This is a genomic window from Streptomyces caniscabiei (assembly GCF_014930365.1).
In the GTDB taxonomy this organism is placed as follows: Bacteria; Actinomycetota; Actinomycetes; order Streptomycetales; family Streptomycetaceae; genus Streptomyces; species Streptomyces caniscabiei.
The window spans coordinates 123,592-145,297 of the sequence record NZ_JABXWI010000019.1; the positions used below are offsets into that span (position 1 = coordinate 123,592).

Consider the following 21,706-nt stretch of genomic DNA (forward strand, 5'->3'; position numbering starts at 1 on the left):
CGTTGCGGACGCGCAAGCAACCCGATGTCCCGGCTCCGCGGGAACCGTGGAGCGAGATCGTGCCCGGGCTGTGGATGGGCGGACACGAGTTCGCTGGGCCGGCCGGTGCCGGGGGCGTCGAATTCGCGGTCGTGCGCGATGAGTTCGACCTGGTGCTGACCCTGCTGCGACTGCCGGGGCACGGGCCGGACGACGGGGTCGAGCACCATGTGTGGCCGATCCCGGACGGGCCGCTGGACGGGACGCAGTTGGCGGGTGTGATGCGGCTGGCGCAGGCGGCGTGCGACGCGCTGGAGGACGGCAAACGGGTCCTCGTCCGCTGCTACAGCGGGTACAACCGCTCCGGTCTGGTCGTGGCGCACGCGCTGATCCGCGACGGCCACTCCGCCGAGGAGGCGATCCGGCTCATCCGCACCCGCCGTTCGCCGTGGGCGCTGCACAACGAGCTGTTCGTGGAGTACCTGCACACGGGACTGGCCACGGTCCGGCTGCTGGAGGAGCTGGAGGAGTCGGCCGAGTAGCCGGGCGAACGGCAGTAGCAGGCCCAGCACCGGGCGGGCGCGACCGAGCCGTCACGAAAAAGTACTTCCGCACGAATTAGGGTGTACGGGACCACACCCCCTTCCCCATGTCCCTCACCCGTACGCCCAGGAGTCCCGTGTCCCCCAGCCGCCCCGCGCGCGCTGCCGTCGGCGCCTTCGCCGCCGTCCTGCTGCTGGGCGGCTGCGGCGACTCCGGGGGCCTGGTGAGCGCGGGCACGACACCCACCGCGAGCGGCCCGACCCGGCTGTGGCCCGGGGAGCCGCCCGCCTCCTCCCCCGCCTACGACTACGGCGAGGCCGAGACGGAGGTGGTCAGGGGCGTCAAGGCCCCCGGCGAGGACATCCACAAGGTGGACCCGCTGGCCGTGGTCCGCGCCGAGATCGCCGCGCACCCCGAGGTGTACTCCGGGTCCGATGCCGTCTACGGGGGGACGGCCGCGCGCATGGCCGACTGCGGACAGGGCGCCGGGGAGAGCGCCGAGGAGGGCCCGGACGGAACCGCCGGCCCGGACGGGACCTCCGGCACGGACGCCCGTCGAACCCGGTGCCCCGTCCTCAAGGCCTACTACCGGGACCTCACCGGCGACGGGCGCGACGACATGGTGCTCGGCTTCCGGCTGCTGCCCGGCAATCAGACGGCGGTGCGGATGTACACGTTCCAGGCGGACCGGCTGGTGCAGGTGCTGGCCAGCGACGACGCCGTGCTCGCGGTCGAGCTGGCCGGCCGTACGGTGATCATCCGCTCCCCCGCGGGCATCGTCGGCTACGAGTACCGCACACAGTGGACCTGGGACGAGGACCAGCTGGCGATGCTGCTCACACGGGACGAGATCCTCCGCGTGGGCGGACCGGGGAAGCACTCCCACTCCCCCGCCGCCTCATCCTCCGCCTCGTCGTCGGTGAGGCCGGGGTGAGCGGCGAGAGGTCCGCGCGGAAACGGTTCGGCCTGCCCCGGTGGACGTCCTCGCTCACCTGGAAGGCGCTGGCCTTCATCACGGTCATGTGCTGCGGGCTGGCCGCGCTGCTCGGCGCCCTCGTCCATGTCTCCGTCACCGACCGGACCGTGAGCGACGCCCGTTCCCGCGCGCTGGTCCGGCTCGACGAGGCGGCGCGGGCGTACGAGGCGGGGAACCGGCTCCCGCCCGACTCCGGGATCGATCCGCGTGGCCTGCCGGGGGAGCTGCGCGAGCTGGCGGTGAGCGGGCGGCGCGGCACGATGGTCGGGGTCGTCGCCGGGGTTCCCTCGATGTGGGCCGCCGCTCCGGCCGACGGTCGCGCCCTCGCCGTACAGATCGACTACGCGCAGAGCGCGGCCACCATCGAGAACCTCGACCGGGCCATCCTGGGCTCCTCGGCCCTGGCGATCGGCGTGACGCTGGTCGTCGGCGCGCTGGGCGTCGGCGGGGTGACCCGGCGGCTGCGCACGACCTCGCAGGTGGCCCGGCGGATCAGCGCGGGCGACCTGGACGCGCGGGTGGGCGATCCCCGTACGACGGACCCGGCGCGGTACCGCGACGAGGTGGCCGCGGTGGCCGCCGCGCTCGACACCATGGCGTCCACGCTGCAACGCAAGCTGCTCGGCGAGCAGCGGTTCACGGCGGACGTCGCGCACGAGCTGCGGACACCGCTGACCGGGCTGCACGCGGCGGCCGAGCTGCTGCCGGCGGGGCGGCCGACGGAGCTGGTGCGCGACCGGGTCGCCGCGCTGCGGACGCTGACCGAGGATCTGCTGGAGATCTCGCGGCTGGACGCGGGGAGCGAGCGGCTGGAGCTGGACGCGATCCGGCTCGGGCCGGTGGTGGAGCGGGTGGCCGCGCACACGAACGGCGAGACCGAGGTGCGGGTCGTCGAGGACGCGTGGGTGGAGACCGATCGGCGGCGGCTGGAGCGGGTGCTGGGGAACCTGGTGGCCAACGCCCACCGGCACGGGGCGCCTCCGGTGGTGCTGACCGTGGAGGGGGCGGTGGTGAGTGTGCGGGACCACGGGGACGGGTTCCCGGGGTACCTGTTGACCGAGGGGCCGCAGCGGTTTCGTACGTCGGGCTCCGCCAAGGGGCACGGGTTGGGGTTGACGATCGCAGTGGGGCAGGCGGAGGTGTTGGGGGCTCGGTTGGAATTCGAAAACGCTCCCGATGGGGGTGCGTCGGCTGTTCTGCGACTGACTGCCGGTGGGGGCTGATCGCGCCCACGCGGCGGAGCCGCACATCAGACACTGCCCCGCGCCCCTGACGGGCCGCGCCGCTCTGATGGCCCATTGGGAAAGGCGCCCCACCCTCCCTCCTCCTAACGTGGCGAATAGTCAGCCTCGCCCGCTTATTCCCTGGAGGAGCATCAGATGTCCCTGCGGATTCTGCTCATGCGGTTCGGAATAGCCGCTGCCGGTGGCGCCCTTCTGGCGTTCGCGGCCACGACTCCCGCCGCCGGCGTCGAACAGGAGGACCCCCGCGAGAGCAAGCAGATCGTCAATGGCGAGGTCGTCGCCCGCACCGGCCTCGTCCTGCGCAGCGCCCCGACCCGTGGAGGTTCGGTCGTCCGGGTCGCGCGCCACGGCGAGATCGTCAAGATCTACTGCCGCACCGAGGGCCAGAGCGTCGACGGCAACCGGCAGTGGTACCTGCTCGTCGACGGCACCTGGGCCTGGGGCTCGGCCCGCTACATCGCCCCGTTCAAGGCGCCACGCTGGTGCGACGCCTGACCGACAAGACACACAAGGCAGTGCATTTGGGTAAGTTCCGGGCATGAACCACAAGGCCGGAACGACCCTGGCGGCGGATCACTCGGACCCGTCCCCGCCGCCCGCCGTACGCCTGCTCCGGCGCCGAGGCGTCGAGCTCACCCTCACCGTCGCGGCCGTCCTGCTCTCCGTGTACGGCTACTGCGCTGTCGGTCTGGCCGAGAACGGCACGGTCCCGCCCGGCGCCGCCGACTACGGCGCCGGGCTCGGCGTGCTCGCGCTGCTGGCCCATCTCGTGGTCCGGCTGCGGGCGCCGTACGCCGATCCGCTGCTGCTGCCGATCGCGGTGCTCCTCAACGGCCTGGGTCTGGTGCTGATCCACCGGCTCGACCTGGAGACGCCCGCCGACCACGCGGCGCCCGCGCAGCTGAACTGGTCGACGCTCGGGGTCGCGCTGTTCATCACGGTGGTGGCGCTGCTGCGGGACCACCGGGTGCTCCAGCGGTACGCGTACGTCTCCGTGGTGGCCGCGCTCGGGCTGCTGGCGCTGCCGATCCTCTTCCCGCCGGTCAACGGGGCCCGGATCTGGGTGCGGATCGCCGGGTTCTCCATCCAGCCGGGCGAGTTCGCGAAGGTGCTGCTCGCGCTGTTCTTCGCCAGCTATCTCGCGGCGAACCGCAACGCGCTGGCGTACGCCGGACGTCAGATCTGGCGGTTCAAGCGTCTCCAGCTGCCCACCGGGCGCGTCCTCGGCCCGATCGTCACCATCTGGCTGCTGAGCGTCGGCGTGCTGGTCCTGGAACGGGACCTGGGCACCTCCCTGCTGTTCTTCGGCCTGTTCGTGATCATGCTGTACGTCGCCACGGGCCGCACCGGCTGGATCGCGGTGGGGCTGCTGCTGGCATGCGTGGGCGCGGTCGCCGTCGGCTGGCTCGAACCGCACGTCCACAGCCGGGTCGAGGACTGGCTGCATCCGTTCGCGTCGATCGAGGCGGGACAGGGACCCAACCAACTCGCCCAGTCCCTCTTCGCGTTCGCCGCCGGCGGGCTGCTCGGCACCGGGCTCGGCCTCGGCCACTCCATCCTGATCGGCTTCGCCGCCAAGTCCGACTTCATCCTGGCCACGGCGGGTGAGGAGCTGGGCCTGGCCGGACTCTCCGCGATCTTCCTGCTCTACGCCCTGCTGGTGGAGCGCGGCTTCCGGGCCGGCCTCGCCCTGCGCGACCCCTTCGGCCGGCTCCTGGCCACCGGCCTCGCCTCGATCCTCGCCCTCCAGGTCTTCGTCATCGCCGGCGGTGTCATGGGCCTCATCCCGCTGACCGGCATGGCGATGCCCTTCCTCGCGCAGGGCGGCTCGTCCGTCGTCACCAACTGGGTCATCGTGGCGCTGCTGATCCGGCTGAGCGACTCCTCCAGGCGGCAGTACGCCCCCGGACCGCCGCAGGAGAGCCCGCCGGGCCCCGCCGCGCACGGGGAGGGCCGGGGCGCATGACCAGGTACATCCGCCGGGCCGCCGCCCTGTGCGCCCTGCTGCTGCTCGCCCTTCTTCTCAACGCCACCCGGGTCCAGGTCCTCCAGTCCCGGGCCTACGACGACAACCCCGCCAACCGCCGCCCGGAGATCGCCCGTTGGGGCCAGCCGCGCGGCGACATCATGGTCGAGAGGCGCCCGGTCACCGGCTCGAAGGACACCGGGGAGCAGCTCCGCTACGAACGCACCTACCGGGACGGCCCGTTGTACGCGCCGGTCACCGGCTTCGCCTCGCAGGTGTACGGGACGACGTTCCTGGAGCACGCGGAGGACTCCGTCCTCGACGGCAGCGACCCGCTGCTCTCCTTCCTCCCGCTGTGGAACGACATCACCCGCGACCGCAACGCGGGCGGCTCGGTCGTCACCACGATCCAGGAGGCGGCCCAGCGGGCGGCGTACGTGGGCCTCGGCACCCGTCGTGGCGCGGTCGCCGCGCTCGAACCGGCCACCGGACGCGTCCTGGCGCTGGTCTCGCGGCCGTCGTACGACCCCGGGGCGCTCTCCGGCAACGGGCGCGAGGCGGCCGAGGCGTGGGCCCGGCTGAACGAAGACGCGAGCAGGCCCATGCTCAACCGGGCGGTGCGGCAGACCTATCCGCCGGGCTCGACCTTCAAGGTGGTGACGGCGGCCGCCGCGCTGGACACCGGCGTGGTCGAGGACCTCGACGCGCCGACCCGCTCTCCCGATCCGTACACCCTGCCGGGCACCACGACCTCCCTCTCCAACGAGGTCGAGGGGTGCGAGAACGCCTCGCTGCGCTATGCCTTCGAGTGGTCCTGCAACACGGTGTTCGCGAAACTGGGCGTGGACGTCGGCCTCGACGCCATGACGGACACCGCCCGCGCCTTCGGCTTCAACGACGTCGGCCTGCGGATCCCCTTCTCGGTCGCCCCCAGCAGCTTCGACACCGAGATGGACCGGGCGCAGCTCGCGCTCTCGTCCATCGGCCAGTACGACACCCGGGCGACCCCCCTGCAGATGGCGCTGGTCGCGGCGGCCGTCGCGGACGGCGGTTCGGTGCGGCCGCCGTACCTCGTCGAACGCATCACCACGGCGAGCGGGCGCACGGTCGCCGGCTCGGGCACGCGCACCCCGCGCCAGGCCATGGAACCCACCACCGCGCGCCGGCTGCGCGACCTCATGCGCGGCGTCGTCGAGAACGGCACCGGCGCCAACGCGGCCCTGCGCCACGCCACCGTCGGCGGCAAGACCGGCACCGCCCAGCACGGCCTCGGCAACTCCGGCACCCCGTTCGCCTGGTTCGTCGGCTGGGCCCAGTCCGACGAGGCGATGGAACCCGAGGTGGCCGTGGCGGTGGTGGTGGAGGACGCGGAGGCGGTCCGGGGCGACATCAGCGGGGGTGGGGACGCGGCACCGATCGCGCGGGAGGTGATGCGGGCGGTGCTGAAGGCCTCCGGCTGAGGGGAGCGCCCCGTGATCACCTGTCCGGTTCCTGAGATAAGCAGTGGGTCCGCCCTCCCGCCCGGCCCTACCGTTCGCCCATGACGACCGCCGCGTACGAACTCGCCCAGGTGAACATCGCCCGCCTCCAAGCCCCCCTGGACTCACCCCAGTTGAAGGACTTCGTCGACGCCCTCGACCCCGTGAACGCGGTCGCGGACCGCTCCCCCGGCTTCGTCTGGCGCCTCCAGAGCGACTCCGGCAACGCGACCGACATCCCCGTCCTCGACGACGAGTGGCTGATCATCAACATGTCCGTGTGGCGGGACACCGACGCTCTGACCGCGTTCATGTACCAGGGACAGCACCGGGAGTTGCTGTCCCGCAGGCGGGAGTGGTTCGAGCGGCTGAGCGAGGCGGCGACCGCGCTGTGGTGGGTTCCGGCCGGCCACCGGCCCACCGTGGCCGAGGCGGAGGCACGGATCCTCCACCTCCGCGCCCACGGCCCGACGCCGTACGCCTTCACCTTGCGCACGTCGTTCCCGGCGGGACCGGCGGAGCCCGTCGCTGACGCGGTCCTCAGCTGATCGGCTGCCGGAGTTCGGAGCGGACCTGAAGGGTGCGCTCCGCGAAGGCCTCCACGTCCACCTTCGAGGCGTCCTGTCCGACGCTCTCCACGCTCAGCTCGGCGACGGACGCCCCCGTGTTGCCGTCGGCCCAGGCGCACATGGGGTACGTGATCTTGCTGCCGGCCTGGTTCTGGGTGACGACCTGGCAGCTGATGGTGAGGTCGGAGTCGCCCGGGGTGTAGTCCTCGGGCGGCACGACCACCGTGATGGAGCTGACCCCGGCCGCGCCCTTCAGCATGTTGTCGCGGGCGGCGTCGGTGTTCTTGAACCGGCCGTACATGCCCGACACGATCAGGGCACCCTCGGCCCCGTCGCCCGCGGGCGCGTACTGCGCGACGGCGGCCGTGACGTCACGGGCGTCGAAGGCGCCCTCCGCCTCGTCCTCCACCTGGCTTCCCTCGGTGTCGGAGAGGTCCTGGGCCAGCTTGTACTCACCGTCGAGGACGGTCTCGGGCAGGGCCAGCTTGTACTCGGCCTCCGGGAAACCGCTGGTGCTCTGCGTCCCGACGACCCACAGGCCCACGGCCCCGAGCACCACGAGCCCGACGACCCCGCCGACGAGCCCGAGGACGAGCCCCGTCCGGCTCTTCGGCGGCGGCGAGGGCTGCCACCCGGCGGGGTGGGGCGCGCCGTACTGCTGCGGTGGCGGCGGGTACTGCTGCGGCGGGTACTGCTGCGGTACGTGCGGCTGCTGACCGTAGGGCTGCGGCTGTGATTGCTGCGGCGGGTACGGCTGTTGGCCGTAGGGCCCCTGAGGCGGCGGCTGCTGGCCGTAGGGCCCCTGGTGCGGCGGCTGTTGGCCGTAGGGCTGCTGAGGCGATGGAGGCATGGACACGCCAGCACGCTACTGCACAAGTCACGCGCAAAGGATTGACGGCCTTGCTGACAAGTAGTCTCATAAGCGGTGACCGCTGGTAACCACGCCGGTGACCCCCTGCCATCCCGTACGAGGAGCTGCGACAGCCATGACTACGGTGACCTCGGTGAACGCGACCAACCCCGGGTCGGAGGCGGACGTGCTGCGCGACGCGCTCGGGCTCCTCAAGGACCGGGAACAGGTGGCCGAGCGGCTGCTCCTCTCGTCCGCGAAGCACTCCTTCGACCCGGACGAGGAGCTGGACTGGGACGCCCCCTTCGAGGAGGGGAAGTGGTTCTGGCCGCCGGAGCTGGTGTCCCTGTACGGGACGCCGATGTGGCGGAGGATGTCGGAGGAGCAGCGCATCGCGCTGTCCCGGCACGAGGCCGCGGCGCTGGCCTCCCTCGGCATCTGGTTCGAGATCATCCTCATGCAGCTGCTCGTCCGGCACATCTACGACCGGGCCGCGACCAGCGCGCATGTGCGCTACGCGCTGACCGAGATCGAGGACGAGTGCCGGCACTCGAAGATGTTCGCCCGGCTGATCAGCAAGGGCGGTACGCCGTACTACCCGGTGAGCCGGCTGCACCAGAATCTGGGCCGTGTCTTCAAGACGATCTCGACGACACCGGGGTCCTTCACGGCGACCCTGCTCGGCGAGGAGATCCTCGACTGGATGCAGCGGCTGACCTTCGCGGACGAGCGGGTGCAGCCGCTGATCCGGGGGGTCACGCGGATCCATGTCGTCGAGGAGGCACGGCATGTGCGGTACGCGCGTGAGGAGCTGCGCCGCCAGATGGTGACCGCTCCGCGGCTGTCCCGGAGCTTCACCCGCGTCTCGTCCGGCGAGTTCGCCCGCGTCTTCTCGGTCGCCTTCATCAACCCCGAGGTCTACTCGAACGTCGGCCTCGACCAGCGGGCGGCCGTCGCCCAGGTACGGGCCAGCGGGCACCGGCGCGACATCATGCAGACCGGGGCGAAGCGGTTGACGGACTTCCTGGACGACATCGGGGTGCTGCGGGGTGTGGGCCGACGGATGTGGAAGTCGTCGGGGTTGTTGCCGTAGGTCTAGTTCGGGTGCGTCAGGGGATGGGGGTTCGGGTGCGTCGGCGGGTGCGGCCCGGTGGGGCTTCTCGCGCAGTTCCCCGCGCCCCTAAAGGACCAGGCCCCTGCGGGCCTGAAAGACCACGGCCCCGCACCCGCCGACGCACACGCAGCCCCACCCCCTGACGCGATCTCGGCAGTCCCCACCCACCCCCGACTACCCTGCGGGTATGACGTCCGAGGCCCCCACCCGCACGTACCGTCGGCTCAGTGTCGAAGAACGGCGCAGCCAGCTGCTGGACGCGGCCCTGGAGCTCTTCGCACACCACGCGCCCGAGGACGTCTCCCTCGACGACGTCGCGGAGGCGGCCGGCGTCTCCCGGCCCCTCGTCTACCGCTACTTCCCCGGCGGCAAGCAGCAGCTCTACGAGGCGGCCCTGCGCACGGCCGCCGAAGAGCTGGAGCACTGCTTCGACGAGCCCGCCGAGGGCCCCCTCACCAGCCGCCTCGCCCGCGCCCTCGACCGGTATCTCGCCTTCGTGGACACCCATGACACCGGCTTCAGCGCCCTCCTCCAGGGCGGCAGCGTCGTGGAGACCTCCCGCGCGACGGCCATCGTGGACGGGGTCCGGCGCGCCGCCGCCGAGCACATCCTGCGCCACCTGGAGGTCACCGAGCCGGGCCTCCGGCTGCGGATGACCGTCCGGATGTGGATCACCTCCGTGGAGGCCGCCTCCCTCATCTGGCTCGACGAGGGCAAACAGCCGGACGTCGGCGAACTCCGCGACTGGCTCGTCGAGCAGTTCGTCGCCTGTCTCACCGCCACCGCCGGCCGCGACGCGCAGACCGCCGCCGCCGTCAGGCACGCCCTCACCGTCGAGACCCCCGAAGGCGCCGTCGGAGCCCTGGCCCGCCGCGTCCTGCCCGTCGTCGCCGACGCCGGGCACCTGCTGTGACACTGGTCCGGTGAAGAGCCAAGACACCCCCTTCGTGGGCGGCCCCCTCGACGGGCGCGTCCTGCCCGTGCTGCTCGGCATCACCGGGCACCCCCCGAAGACGTACCGGGTCCCGGTGCCCGACGCGGCCGGCGGCCCGCCGACGGTCCTCGTCTACCGCCGGGTCGACGCCGGGCGGGGCGGCCTGCTGCACCAGCTGTGGAAGTACGAGTACGCCCCGGACGCGGACCCCCGGCGCCATCTGAAGTGGCCCTGGTCCAAGCCGGACGCCCCGGCGGACGCCGGCACCCCGGGCGCGGCGGACGGGCAATCCGCCACGCCGCCCGCGCGTCCGCGCCCCACCGACGAGTGACACCCCGGCACCGAACGGTCCACCCGGCGCGCGGCCGCCTCCCCCCGCCCCGATCCTGCCGGTGCGAGGTGGACGGCCCACCTGAGCACCGGAGGTGATGACATGTCAGAAAGGCTTCTGCGCCTGGTCGGTACGGTGACGGTCACGGCCCTCACGGCCGGCGCCCTCCTCACCACGGCCCCCGCACCCGCCCTGGCCACGACGGAACCGCCCGCCGCCGACGCCCCCACGCGCTCCCTCGCCGAGACCACCGACGAGACCGCCGAGATCCCCGACGAGTCCCCCTCCCCCGAGGGTCACTCGGTCGCCGAGCTTCTCACCGACCTGCGGCGGCTCCACCAGGAGGCCGAGAAGGCCACCGGGGCGTACCACCGGACCGGCGAGGAGCTGAGGAGACAACGGGCCGAGGTGGCGGGGCTCGACCACCGGCTCGCGGCGGCCCGTCTCTCCCTGCACGACAGCCGGGGCGCGGCCGGCCGGCTGGCCCGGCAGCAGTACCAGAACAGCAGCACCGCGCTCTCCCCCTACGTACGGCTGCTGATGAGCCGGGACCCGCACCGGGCGCTGGAGCAGGGCCATGTGATCGGGCAGGTGGCGCGGGAGCGGGCCGAGACGATCAAGCGCCTGGCCGGCAGCGAACAGGACACCGACGCCCTCGCCCGCCGGGCGCGCGTGGCCCTGGACCGTCAGCTCACCCTCGCCGAACAGCACCGGCGAGAACACGACACCGCGTCCGACCGCCTGGACGAGATCGAGAAACTCCTCGCCTCCCTGACCCCGGACCAGCTCGCCGCCGTCAAGGAATCGGAGGACACCGCCAAGGCCGCATCGTCGAAGCTGCCGGGCCCTCAAGCTTTTCAGGGGCGCGGGGAACTGCGCGAGAAGCCCCACCCACCCGCACCCGCCGACGAACCCGCACCCTCACCCCGGTAGGCGCCCGGTCCCTACCCGCCCGCGACCTCCGCGAGATACGCCCGCGTCTTCTCCGCCTCGTAGAAGTACCCCTCGAAATCCGCAGGGTCGTCGAAGCCATTGGCGAATCGATCCGCCACCACCGGCAGCCCCTCGGCCGCCCCGACCAGCTCCATGACGTGCTCGGCCGGCGGAGCCAACATCGTGTTGGTCCACTTGGTGACGGGCCCCGCGATCTGCCAGAACCGCTCGAACGTCCGCCGCATCCACACCTCGTCGAACGGGCCGTCCCCGTGGTCGAGGATCGCCGAGAGGTACACGGCCGCGCACTTGGCCGCCGAGTTGGCGCCCTGCCCGGTGAGCGGGTCGTTGGCCACGACGACGTCCCCCGCGCCCAGCACCAGCCCGCCGCTCGGGAGCTGTCCGACGGGGTGCCGTACGACAGGTGTGTAGCGGCCGGTCAGCGCCGCCCCCGGGTCCGTGACCTCGACGTCCGTGGCCCGCGCGTACTCCCAGGGCGTGTGCCGCCGCATGAGCTCCAGGGTCAGCGCGAGCTGCTCCTCCGCGTTCCGCACGCCCTCGAAGACGTCGAGCGGCCCGCCGGGCCGGCCCAGCCAGAAGAGGGCGTCGGCGCGCCCGGAGGTGGTGAGGACGGGCTGGACGATGAGTTCGCCGGCGCCGGGCACCAGGTTGCAGCGGGCCGCGTCGAACTCCGGGTGCTCGGGGCGCGGGCCCAGTCCGTGGACGTACACCGCGGCGAGCGCGCGCTGCGGTTCGGTGTAGGGCGAGCGGGCGGCGTCGCGGCGGAACATCCGCACCAGTTCGCCCTTGCCCGCGGTGACGAGCACGAGGTCGTACAGCCGGGAGAAGTAGTCCAGGTCGGAGACCGCGGCGCCGTGGACGACCAGTTGGCCGCCCCGCCGGGAGAACGTCTCCATCCAGCCGGCCATCTTCACCCGCTGGTCCACGGCCTGCGCGTACCCGCGCAGCCGGCCGACCCAGTCGACGGCGCGCTGCCCGTCCGGGCCGGCGACGGAGACGCCGACGCCCTCGATCCGCGGCGCCTGGAACTCCCAGAAGCCGAGGTCGCTCTCGCGCTCGTGGCGCAGGGCCGAGTCGAACATGCACTGGGTGGACATGATGCGGCCCGCGCGTATCTCGTCCGGGGTGCGATTGGACATCAGTGTGACCTCGTACCCGTGCGACTGGAGCCCGAGGGCGAGTTGCAGCCCGGACTGGCCGGCTCCGACGACGAGAATCTTCCGCATCCGGACAGGTCTCCTGGTTCGTCCGTGGCGTCCCGTGACGTCCCGCTCGGGGACTACTCGGGGCTGAGGGATATCGCGTGGGCGCACAGCGCCAGCAGGGTCTCCATCGCGGAGGCCCGCTTGCGCGCGTCCATGATCATGACAGGCACGTGGTCGGGCACGGTCAGCGCGTCCCGGACGTCCTCGGGCTCGTAGCGCACACTGCCGTCGAAGGCGTTGACCGCGACGATGTACGGCAGTCCGCAGCTCTCGAAGTAGTCGAGCGCGGGGAAGCAGTCGTCGAGGCGGCGGGTGTCGGCGAGGACGACCGCGCCGATCGCGCCGCGCACCATGTCGTCCCACATGAACCAGAACCGTTCCTGCCCGGGGGTGCCGAACAGGTAGAGGACGAGGTCGTCGTCGAGGGTGATGCGGCCGTAGTCCATGGCCACGGTGGTGGTGAGCTTGTCCGGCGTCTTGGAGAGGTCGTCCGTGCCGACGCTGGCCTCGGTCATCAGCGCCTCGGTCCGCAGCGGGGTGATCTCGGAGACCGCGCCGACGAAGGTGGTCTTGCCGACGCCGAAGCCGCCCGCCACCACGATCTTGGTGGCGATGGGGGCCCGGCTCAGGTCGGACTGCCAGGGTTTCAGCTCCTCCTCGGGCTCCGCGCCGGGCCCGGCGGGGCCGGTGTCGGCCTCCGCCTCGGCTTCGGCGAGCCGGTCGAGACCGCGGGAGGCCGCCCGGGCGTAGCCCCCGGGTGGGGTCGTACCGGTGTCGATGCCGACGCCGTGCGTGCCGAGACCGGCACGCACGGCGTCCACGTCCAGACGAGGAGCGTCCGCGTCTATCTCGACACGGGGCGCGTCCGCGTCCGTCCCGACACGAGGCGCGTCCGTGTCTGTCCCGACACGGGAGGCGTCGTCGTCGACGCCCGGGGTGACGCCGGCCGAGGCGTCGGGGTTGACGCCGGCCGAGGCGGCGTCAGAGACGGCGGAGTCCACTCAGCACCCTTTCCAGCAGAGCGCGGTCCGGCTGTCCCGGTCCGTGACCTGTTCCGTACACACGGATCTTTCCCTGGTCCGCGAGATCGCTGAGGAGGACGCGGACCACGCCGAGCGGCATCTTCAGCAGCGCGGCGATCTCCGCCACCGTCCGCATGCGGCGGCAGAGTTCGACGATGGCCCGCATCTCGGGCATCACCTTGGTGTTGAGTGAACCTCCCCCACGATGGAACATGTGGGCGGCACCCCCAGCCAACTCCGGCCGCTCCGCCGGGGCTTCGAGCACGGCGACGAACGTCTCCACGAGGAGGACGTGACCGAAGCGGGTGCGGCCGCCGGTGAGCGAGTAAGGGCGTACGCGGGCGGGTTTGCGGTCGCCGCCGCGCACGGGCAGCCTCTTGGCGCCCTTCGTGCTCCTGGCGCCCGTCGCGCCCTTCGTCGCGGGCGGCCGCTTCACCCGGCCGGACTCGTGGGCCCGCGCCCTGTTCTGCCTGGGGCCGCTCATCGCCGGCTCCCGGCCGCCTCGGTCTCCCGCTGGGACTCGGCCTCCAGGGACTTGCGCAGTTCGCTGCGGAGTTCCGGGGTGAGCACATGGCCGGCGCGGCCGACGAAGAGCGCCATGTGGTAGGCCACCACGCTCATGTCGCAGTCCGGGGAGCCGTGCACCCCGAGCAGCGAGCCGTCGCTGATCGACATCACGAAGAGGCTGCCCTCGTCCATCGCGACCATCGTCTGCTTGACCCCGCCGAACTCCATCAGCTTGGCGGCGCCGATGGTGAGGCTGCCGATGCCGGAGACGATGGTGGCCAGGTCGGCGGCGGAGCCCCGCGGGCCCTGCGGGCGTGCTTCCCGGGCCTCGCGGGCCGCGGCGTTTCTGCCGGGGTCGGAGGAGAGCAGCAGCAGTCCGTCGGAGGAGACCACCGCGACCGACAGCAGTCCCGGCACCTCCTCCACCAGGTTGGTCAGGAGCCAGTGCAGGTTGCGGGCTTCACTGCTCAGTCCGAAGGTCATGGGCGCGGTCAACTGCTTTCCTCCTCGGAAGTGCCCCCCGTGGTGTCAACTGCCTCTGTCCGGTACTCGTGCGGCACGGGCATCCGTGTCTCACCCGACTGCTCGGCGATCTCCGCCTCGACGTCACGCCGCCCCTCCCTGGCCCCCTGGTGGAACCCGCCGAGCCGACGGCGCAGTTCCTCGGCGTTCACGCCGCCCACCCGTGGCCGGGGGGTCGTGGGCACCGGCGCGGTGATCCTGGGCGTGCGCTTGGGCAGCCCCTTGTCGGTGAGCCGCGGGGTCGCATCACCCCGTGGCCCCTCCGCCCCGGACCGTGATCCCTCGGTCGCGCGCGCCGTGTTCCCCTCGTCGGCGGCCCGCTCGTGGGTGTCGGGTTCGCCCGGGTACGAGACGTCGGTGTCGCCGTCGGTGTCGCCGTCCGTGCCCACGCCTGTGCCGGCGTCGGTGTCGTGGGCGGCGAAGCCCTCGTCGCTCTCCTCGTCGGCGCCCTTCCCCGGGGCCACCGGAGCGAAGAGCTCCATCGTCGTCTCGGACACGGACTCGGCCCCGGACACGGGTCCGGTCCCGGCCCCGGTCCCGGTCCCGGCCCCGGTGTCGGGGCCGGGTGCGGCCTCGGGTGCGTCGTCTTCCGGTACGACGCTCCCGGCGGCCTCTGCGGCGTCGGCGGCCGTCCCCACGGCCTCCCTCGCCTGAAGTGCCCGCTCGGCCGCCTCGATGAGCGGGTCGCCGTCGCCCTCGGGCTCGCGTACGGCGACGGATCGGCCGGGCAGGACGCCTGAGTTGGCCTCGGCGTCGGCGCCCGGCAGCGAGAACTGGGGCGTGACGGAGGCCGGTGTGCCCACGGGCACGGCGGGCGTGGGGGCCAGCAGCGCCTTGGGCAGGACGACGACCGCGGCGGTGCCGCCCGAGCCGTGCGGCTGGAGCCGGACGGGGGTGCCGAGCCGGTGGGCGAGGCGGGCCACGACGTACAGGCCGAGGCCGAGGCCCTCGCCGTCCTCCTGCTCGTAGGGCGCCTCGGGATCGAAGTCGGCGAGGCGGGAGTTGAGCCGGGCGAGCCGCTCGGGGGCGACGCCGATGCCGCCGTCCTGGACGGAGAGGGTGATCTCGCCGTTCTCCCTCAGATGGCCGGTGACCTCGACGGACATCTCCGGCGGCGAGAACGAGGTGCCGTTCTCCAGGAGTTCGGCGAGGAGGTGGCTGAGGTCGTCGGCGGCGAACCCGGCGACGTGCGCCCCCGGGGGCAGCGCGGCGATGCGGACGCGTTCGTAGCGCTCGATCTCGCTGACCGCGGCGCGGACGACGTCGACGAGCGGGACGGGTCCGGCGTGGTGCTGGACGTGCTCGTGGCCGGCCAGCACGAGGAGGTTCTCGCTGTGGCGGCGCATGACGGTCGCGAAGTGGTCGAGCTTGAAGAGGGTGGCGAGCCGGTCGGGGTCCTGCTCGCGCTCCTCCATCGACTCGATGACGGCGAGCTGCCGCTCCACGAGGCCGAGGGTGCGCAGCGCGAGGTTGACGAAGGTGGCGTGGACGCTGTGCTGGACCTTCGTCAGACAGGCGGTCGCCTCGGCGAGTTCGGCGCGCAGTCGGTCGCGGTCGTCGGCCATGGTCTGGCGCTGGCCGATGAGGTGCTTGCGGTCGCCCTCCAGGGGCGCGAGCCGCTCGTGCAGGGCGAGGGCGTGCGCGTGGAGCGCGTTGACCGAGCGCACGACCTGGGCGAACTCGTCGTTGCGGCCGGTGAACTTGACCGGTTCCTCGTGCGCGGGGTCGCCGGCGACCCGGGCGGAGCCGATGCGCAGCACCGCGAGCGGGCGGGTGAGGGAGCGGGCCATGCCGGTGGCGACACCGACGGCCAGGAGCATCAGGGCGCCGAGGACGGCGACCCGGATCTCCAGCGCGGTGACGTCCTCGTCGCGCAGCTGGGCGAGGTCCTTGGTGCGCCGGTCGTAGAGGGAGGACTCGGCGCCGCGCATCAGGTCCACACGGGCGGAGAGGGCGGCGCCGACCTTCTCGGCGCTGGTGCCGGCCTCGCCGGCGGAGAGCGTGGGCTGGTCGGTGAGGTCGGCCAGGTACGTGTCGGCGGCGTCGGCCTCGGGGCCGTTGACCGTGGCGTCGTAGGAGGAGCGTCCTGCGGCGGGAGCGGTCTCGCGGAAGTGGGCGAGGGCGGCGTCGGAACGGACGCGGGCCTGCTGGGCGACGGCGGTGAGGGCGTCGCGCTGCTTCGCGTCGGCGGCCGAGGCGCCGGTCCTGGTGGTGGGCAGCCCGGTGGTGGGGTCGATGACCGTCTGGGTGGTCGTCGGGACGCTGAGCGCGGCGACGAGGAGCCCGCGGGCGGCGGCGGCCTGCTGGACGGCGCTGTCGAGTTCGGCCAGGGCGTAGGCGCCGCCACCCGCGCGCGGCGGCAGGTCGGCGGCCAGTTCCTCGGCGAGGGCGTGGAGTTCGGTGACGACGGCGGTGTACGCCGTGTGCGCCTCCAGAGCGGTGCTCTTCCCGGAGACAGCCGCCTGCCGCACGGCGGCGATGGACTCGATGTCCTCCCGCAGGGCGGCGGAGGTGTCGGTGTCGGCGCTCAGCTCCTCGGCCTGGGTGTCGACGCGGTCACTGCGCTGCTTGCTGGGCGCGGCCGACTTCGGGCGCCCGGCGGCGATGTACGCGGTGACCTCGTCCCGTTCGTCCGCGAGCGCGTGCGCGAGGGTGAGGGCCTCCTGGGTCTGCTCGGCGAGCGTGACCAGGCGCTGGGTGTCGTGCAGTTGTTCCGAGGCGGCGAGGATCGAGGGCGCCCCGGCGCCCGCTATGGCGGCGGCCACGACGGCCACGGCGACGATGAGCCGGTTGCGTACGTGCGCCTTCCGCCCGGTGCCGACGGCGGGGGCCCCTGCCTGTGCCGTCCCCTGCTGGTTCGGGGAGGCCGCGGAGGCCTTCGAAGCTGCCTGCTTGCCTGCGCGCCGAGGCCGCGTCTTCTGCACCGGTGCTCGCATTCCTGACTCGTGTACCCATTGGCCCGGGTGACGATCCGTCAACTCGTCAAATACGGCCGTCCCCCCGGTACGGCTCCCGACCCTCCCAGTGCCGGTGGGCAGTGGTCCCGCATCATCAGTCCCGCCACCCGAAGGAGTGAACATCCCCGGGGAGTTGGCGGGCAAGTTCCTCCGGCTCGTGCCGATGCCCTCCGCAGCGGGCCGGTTGGACGTCGGCGACGCGCTTTGACAGTATTCGCCGCCGCGCTTCACCGCTCACGATCATTCCATGCCAAACCCGGCGGCCCGCCTGGAGGGTCCGGGTCGTACGGCGACCGTTGTCGGCCTTTCACGGATCTTGTGGCGGGCTCGTGCAGACTGGCCGAATGCGCACGGAACTCGTCTCGGAACCCGGCGATCCCCTTCGCCCCAACGAGGACTTCGCGTCGGTGGCCCTGCCCGCGGGGGGACAGGGCGGCGCCCTCGTCGTCCTCGACGGCGTGACTCCGCCGCCCGAGGGCTACGGCTGTCGACATTCGGTCGCATGGTTCACTTCCCGCCTCGGCGGCACCCTGACCGAACTGTCCGTTTCGGAGCGGGATTCACCGTTGCCCGACGTGCTCTCACAGGCCATTTCTCGTACCGCCCGGGCCCACGCCCAAACCTGTGACCTTTCTCACCCGCGAACCCCGCAGGCCACGGTGGTCCTGGCCCGCTGGTCCACGGAGGCCGTGGAGTACCTGGTGTTGTCGGACTCGGCCCTGCTGTTCGAGCGGCCGGACGGCGCGGTGTGGGCCGTCCTGGACGACCGTCTCTCCCTGCTGCCCCGGGCCTCGCTCGCGACGGCCGCGATCGTCGACTCGACGGTGCGGAACAAGGAGGGCGGATTCTGGACGGCCGCCGCAGACCCCGCCGTGGCCGCGCGGGCGGTGACGGGAACCGTCCCCCGCGAGGAGGTCCGCGCACTGGTGGCGTTGACCGACGGGGCGGGCCGCTGGGTGGAGACGTTCCACGAGGGCGACTGGACGGACTGCCTCACCCTGGTCCGCAAGACGGGGGCGCGGGGGTTGGTGCAGCGGGTACGGGAACTGGAGACCACCGACGTGGAACGACGGTTCCTGGGCCGCGCCAAGACACACGACGACGCGAGCGTGGTGCTCGTGGAGTGGTGAGCGCCCTTCTCGGGCCTCAGCCCTCCACTCCCCGGTTCAGCTGGTGCAGCAACCGCGCCAGTTCGGCCACCTCGTCGCGGTCCCACCCCGCCAGCTGTCGTACGTACGCCCCCCGCCGGGCGTCCCGGACCGCCCGGAAGCGGGCACGGCCCTCCTCCGTGAGGTGGACGAGCCAGGCGCGGCCGTCGGCCGGGTCGGGTTCGCGGGCGATGAGGCCCAGGTGTTCGAGGGCGCGGAGCTGACGGGACATGGTGGCCTTGCCGACGCCGATGTAGGCGGCGAGTTCGGTGGCGCGGAGCCGGCCGGCCTCGTCGAGGCGGGCGAGGAGGCCGTAGGCGGCGGACTCCAGGTCGGGGTGGACGGCCCGGGCCATCTCGCCGGACTTGGCGCGGGCCCGCCGCAGCAGGACCGTCAACTCGCGTTCGAGGGCCAGGAACGCCTGGTCCATGCCGGCCGTCGGCATTTCTGCCACCGGCCCGCCGGCCCCGACCCCACCGCCGTCGCCGTTTCCGCCCTCGTCGTGCACGTCAGCGCTCCTGCTTTCCGATTCCGGCTACCTGCGGGTCAGTATTTCGTAGGTGGGGGGTGGACATCGCCCAGGTCACCCGCGGGTCCGGTGGGGGCTGGTCGCGCGGTTCCCCGCGCCCCTGAAGGAGCCTTCGGCCCTTCGACGAAAAGCACGGGGCGCAGCCCCGGCTTCTCAGGGGCGCGGGGAACCGCGCGAGAAGCCCCACCGGACCCGCACCCGCCCACTCACCCGCACGCACCCCACCCCCTCACAGCGGAGCGCTCACGCCGCCACAGGCACCTCCACCGCCGCCGGAGCCAGCGCCAGCTCCAGCACCTGCCGGACATCGGTGACCGCGTGGACGTCCAGCTTGTCCAGCACCTCGGCCGGCACATCGTCCAGGTCGGCCTCGTTCCGCTTGGGAATGATGACGGTGGTGACACCGGCCCGATGCGCGGCGAGCAGCTTCTGCTTCACCCCGCCGATCGGCAGCACACGGCCCGTCAGCGAGACCTCACCCGTCATCGCCACGTCCGTACGGACCAGCCGCCCCGACAGCAGCGAGGCGAGGGCCGTCGTCATGGTGATGCCGGCGCTGGGGCCGTCCTTGGGGACCGCGCCCGCCGGGAAGTGGATGTGCACGCCCCGGTCCTTGAGGTCCGCGACGGGCAGCTCCAGCTCCGCGCCGTGCGAGCGCAGGAAGGAGAGCGCGATCTGCGCGGACTCCTTCATGACGTCGCCCAGCTGACCGGTGAGGGTCAGCCCCGCCGCGCCCGTCTCCGGGTCGGCGAGGGACGCCTCGACGTAGAGGACGTCGCCGCCCGCCCCGGTGACGGCCAGTCCGGTCGCGACACCGGGCACCGCCGTACGCCGCTCCGCCGGGTCCTGGGCCGACTCGGGCACATGGTGCGGCCGGCCGATGAGCTCGCGCAGATCCTCGTCGGTGACGGTGAACGGCAGCTCCCGCTGCCCCAGTTCGTGCTGGGCCGCGACCTTGCGCAGCAGCCGTGCCACGGACCGCTCCAGGTTCCGGACGCCCGCCTCGCGCGTGTACTCACCGGCGAGCTTGCGCAGGGCGCTCTCGTCGAGCACGACCTCGTCGGCGTCGAGCCCGGCCCGCTCCAGCTGGCGGGGCAGCAGGTGGTCCCGGGCGATGACGACCTTCTCGTCCTCCGTGTACCCGTCGAGCCGGACGAGTTCCATCCGGTCGAGCAGGGCCTCGGGGATCGCCTCCAGCACATTGGCCGTGGCGAGGAAGACGACATCGCTCAGGTCCAGCTCGACCTCCAGGTAGTGGTCCCGGAAGGTGTGGTTCTGCGCGGGGTCGAGGACCTCCAGCAGCGCCGCCGCCGGGTCGCCCCGGAAGTCGGAGCCCACCTTGTCGATCTCGTCGAGCAGGACGACGGGGTTCATGGACCCGGCTTCCTTGACGGCGCGGACGATCCGTCCGGGGAGCGCCCCGACATACGTGCGCCGGTGGCCGCGGATCTCCGCCTCGTCCCGCACACCGCCGAGCGCGACCCGGACGAACTTGCGCCCCATGGCGTGCGCCACGGACTCGCCGAGGCTGGTCTTGCCGACGCCGGGCGGCCCGACGAGCGCGAGCACGGCACCGCCGCGCCGCCCGCCGACGACGCCGAGGCCCCGATCAGCACGCCGCTTGCGCACCGCCAGGTACTCGGTGATGCGCTCCTTGACGTCCTCCAGCCCGGCGTGCTCGGCGTCGAGGACACCCTTCGCACCCTGGATGTCGTACGCGTCCTCGGTCCGCTCGTTCCAGGGGAGTTCGAGGACGGTGTCGAGCCAGGTGCGGATCCAGCCGCCCTCGGGCGACTGGTCGCTGGACCGCTCCAGCTTGTCGACCTCCTTGAGCGCGGCCTCCCGGACCGCCTCCGGCAGGTCGGCGGCCTCGACGCGGGCCCGGTAGTCGTCGGACTCCTCGCCGTCCTTCTCGCCGTTCAGTTCGCGCAGTTCCTTGCGGACGGCTTCGAGCTGACGCCGCAGCAGGAACTCGCGCTGCTGCTTCTCGACGCCCTCCTGGACGTCCTTGGCGATGGTCTCGGCCACGTCCTGCTCGGCGAGGTGGTCGCGGAGCAGCTGGGTGGCGAGCTTCAGCCGGGCGACGGCGTCGGCGGTCTCCAGGAGCTGGATCTTCTGTTCGACGGTGAGGAAGGGCGAGTAGCCGGAGTTGTCGGCGAGCGCGGAGACGTCGTCGATCGCCTGGACCCGGTCCACGACCTGCCAGGCGCCGCGCTTGCGCAGCCAGCTGGTGGCAAGTGCCTTGTACTCCTTGACGAGTTCGGCGACCTGTCCGGGCAGCGGCTCCGGCACGCTGTCGTCGAGCCGCGTGCCCTCCACCCACAGGGCGGCACCGGGCCCGGTGGTCCCGGCCCCGATCCGTACCCGCCCTATGGCGCGGATCAGCGCTCCGGGATCCCCGTCGGCCAACCGTCCGACCTGCTCGACGGCCCCGAGCACACCGGTGCTCGCGTACGCGCCGTCGATCCGCGGCACCAGCAGCACCTTGGGCTTCCCGGGCACCGCCCGCGCCGCGGCCTGCGCGGCCTCCACCGCGGCCCGTACATCCGTGTCATTGAGGTCCAGCGGCACCACCATGCCAGGCAGCACGACCTCGTCGTCGAGCGGCAGTACGGGCAGGGTGAGCGGTGCGGACGTCGAAGCCATGATCTCTCCCTCGGCAGTCAAGTTGAGCTATGCCGACTCAATGCGCATGAGCCGAGGAATGTTCCCCGAGCCGCCGCCCGTTCGCTGTGGGCGATCACGACGGCCGGCCCCACGGGCGACCGGACGAGGCCGACGGGCGACGGGCGACGGACGAGGCCGAACGGGAGACCCACGCCACACCCCCACCCTCCCGTAACACCCGTATTCTCATCCCATCCCTTACAGAGATCGC

Annotated in this window: 20 protein-coding genes; 12 read left to right on the forward strand and 8 right to left on the reverse strand. The window is 72.6% G+C overall.

The features are described 5' to 3' along the window. Positions 1-2 precede the first annotated feature (2 nt). The 7 genes from HW837_RS39215 to HW837_RS39245 all read left to right on the forward strand — a co-directional run bounded on the left by HW837_RS39215 (position 3) and on the right by HW837_RS39245 (position 6,734). Positions 3-521: a protein-tyrosine phosphatase family protein gene (locus tag HW837_RS39215; protein ID WP_045558962.1), complete on the forward strand. Its 519-nt coding sequence runs from the start codon at positions 3-5 to the stop codon at positions 519-521. A gap of 107 nt (positions 522-628) precedes the next feature. After that, positions 629-1,456, forward strand: a complete 828-nt coding sequence (locus HW837_RS39220) for a hypothetical protein (RefSeq protein ID WP_237270993.1) — start codon at positions 629-631, stop codon at positions 1,454-1,456. Further along, positions 1,453-2,721, forward strand: a complete 1,269-nt coding sequence (locus HW837_RS39225) for a sensor histidine kinase (RefSeq protein WP_045558964.1) — start codon at positions 1,453-1,455, stop codon at positions 2,719-2,721. Before HW837_RS39220 ends, HW837_RS39225 begins: the two co-directional genes overlap by 4 nt. 156 nt (positions 2,722-2,877) lie before the next feature. Continuing rightward, the gene (locus HW837_RS39230) at positions 2,878-3,237 is read left to right on the forward strand and encodes an SH3 domain-containing protein (RefSeq protein ID WP_045558965.1); all 360 of its coding nucleotides are present in this window, start codon (positions 2,878-2,880) and stop codon (positions 3,235-3,237) included. Positions 3,238-3,280: 43 nt separating this feature from the next. Next, complete coding sequence (locus HW837_RS39235) at positions 3,281-4,708, forward strand: FtsW/RodA/SpoVE family cell cycle protein (RefSeq protein WP_045558966.1); 1,428 nt, start codon at positions 3,281-3,283, stop codon at positions 4,706-4,708. After that, a complete protein-coding gene (locus tag HW837_RS39240; RefSeq protein WP_045558967.1) occupies positions 4,705-6,168 on the forward strand; it encodes a penicillin-binding transpeptidase domain-containing protein in 1,464 nt (487 codons plus the stop codon). Before HW837_RS39235 ends, HW837_RS39240 begins: the two co-directional genes overlap by 4 nt. A gap of 80 nt (positions 6,169-6,248) precedes the next feature. Then, the gene (locus tag HW837_RS39245) at positions 6,249-6,734 is read left to right on the forward strand and encodes a DUF3291 domain-containing protein (protein ID WP_045558968.1); all 486 of its coding nucleotides are present in this window, start codon (positions 6,249-6,251) and stop codon (positions 6,732-6,734) included. On the opposite strand, the gene HW837_RS39250 is transcribed toward HW837_RS39245, so the two are convergent. Beyond that, positions 6,727-7,605, reverse strand: a complete 879-nt coding sequence (locus tag HW837_RS39250; protein WP_196790356.1) for a hypothetical protein — start codon at positions 7,603-7,605, stop codon at positions 6,727-6,729. The two genes, HW837_RS39245 and HW837_RS39250, sit on opposite strands and share 8 nt — an antisense overlap. Positions 7,606-7,741: 136 nt before the next feature. Here HW837_RS39250 and HW837_RS39255 point away from each other — a divergent pair, with 136 nt between their 5' ends. The 4 genes from HW837_RS39255 (at position 7,742) to HW837_RS39270 (ending at position 10,917) form a co-directional block, all read left to right on the forward strand. Continuing rightward, the gene (locus tag HW837_RS39255; protein ID WP_045558970.1) at positions 7,742-8,698 is read left to right on the forward strand and encodes an AurF N-oxygenase family protein; all 957 of its coding nucleotides are present in this window, start codon (positions 7,742-7,744) and stop codon (positions 8,696-8,698) included. A gap of 208 nt (positions 8,699-8,906) precedes the next feature. Next, positions 8,907-9,632, forward strand: coding sequence for a TetR/AcrR family transcriptional regulator (locus HW837_RS39260; protein ID WP_045558971.1), 726 nt, complete (start codon positions 8,907-8,909; stop codon positions 9,630-9,632). A gap of 10 nt (positions 9,633-9,642) precedes the next feature. Next, positions 9,643-9,984 carry a hypothetical protein gene (locus HW837_RS39265; protein ID WP_045558972.1) on the forward strand — a complete coding sequence of 114 codons (342 nt, stop codon included), beginning with the start codon at positions 9,643-9,645 and terminating at the stop codon, positions 9,982-9,984. Positions 9,985-10,086: 102 nt separating this feature from the next. Continuing rightward, positions 10,087-10,917: a coiled-coil domain-containing protein gene (locus tag HW837_RS39270; protein ID WP_313895539.1), complete on the forward strand. Its 831-nt coding sequence runs from the start codon at positions 10,087-10,089 to the stop codon at positions 10,915-10,917. An 11-nt stretch (positions 10,918-10,928) separates the two neighbouring features. Here the strand turns inward: HW837_RS39270 and HW837_RS39275 are convergent, their stop codons facing one another. The 5 genes from HW837_RS39275 to HW837_RS39295 form a co-directional block, all read right to left on the reverse strand. Further along, positions 10,929-12,164 carry a styrene monooxygenase/indole monooxygenase family protein gene (locus HW837_RS39275; protein ID WP_045558973.1) on the reverse strand — a complete coding sequence of 412 codons (1,236 nt, stop codon included), beginning with the start codon at positions 12,162-12,164 and terminating at the stop codon, positions 10,929-10,931. Positions 12,165-12,217: 53 nt separating this feature from the next. Next, positions 12,218-12,793 (reverse strand): GTP-binding protein, encoded by a 576-nt coding sequence (locus HW837_RS48205; RefSeq protein ID WP_196790358.1) that lies wholly within the window; start codon positions 12,791-12,793, stop codon positions 12,218-12,220. Between the two features lie 331 nt (positions 12,794-13,124). After that, positions 13,125-13,649 (reverse strand): DUF742 domain-containing protein, encoded by a 525-nt coding sequence (locus HW837_RS39285; RefSeq protein ID WP_237270566.1) that lies wholly within the window; start codon positions 13,647-13,649, stop codon positions 13,125-13,127. Next, positions 13,646-14,167 carry a roadblock/LC7 domain-containing protein gene (locus tag HW837_RS39290; protein WP_045558975.1) on the reverse strand — a complete coding sequence of 174 codons (522 nt, stop codon included), beginning with the start codon at positions 14,165-14,167 and terminating at the stop codon, positions 13,646-13,648. The genes HW837_RS39285 and HW837_RS39290 overlap by 4 nt, the downstream gene beginning before the upstream one ends. After that, complete coding sequence (locus HW837_RS39295; protein ID WP_313895538.1) at positions 14,164-17,118, reverse strand: sensor histidine kinase; 2,955 nt, start codon at positions 17,116-17,118, stop codon at positions 14,164-14,166. The genes HW837_RS39290 and HW837_RS39295 overlap by 4 nt, the downstream gene beginning before the upstream one ends. A 377-nt stretch (positions 17,119-17,495) precedes the next feature. Between HW837_RS39295 and HW837_RS39300 the strand changes: the two genes are divergently transcribed. Further along, on the forward strand, positions 17,496-18,281 hold the full coding sequence (locus tag HW837_RS39300; protein WP_193382015.1) for a protein phosphatase 2C domain-containing protein: 786 nt from the start codon (positions 17,496-17,498) through the stop codon (positions 18,279-18,281). 16 nt (positions 18,282-18,297) lie between these two features. Here HW837_RS39300 and HW837_RS39305 read toward each other — a convergent pair whose 3' ends face one another. Continuing rightward, the gene (locus tag HW837_RS39305) at positions 18,298-18,807 is read right to left on the reverse strand and encodes a MarR family winged helix-turn-helix transcriptional regulator (RefSeq protein ID WP_045558978.1); all 510 of its coding nucleotides are present in this window, start codon (positions 18,805-18,807) and stop codon (positions 18,298-18,300) included. Positions 18,808-19,071: 264 nt separating this feature from the next. Further along, a complete protein-coding gene (lon, locus tag HW837_RS39310; protein WP_045558979.1) occupies positions 19,072-21,474 on the reverse strand; it encodes an endopeptidase La in 2,403 nt (800 codons plus the stop codon). Positions 21,475-21,706 lie beyond the last annotated feature (232 nt).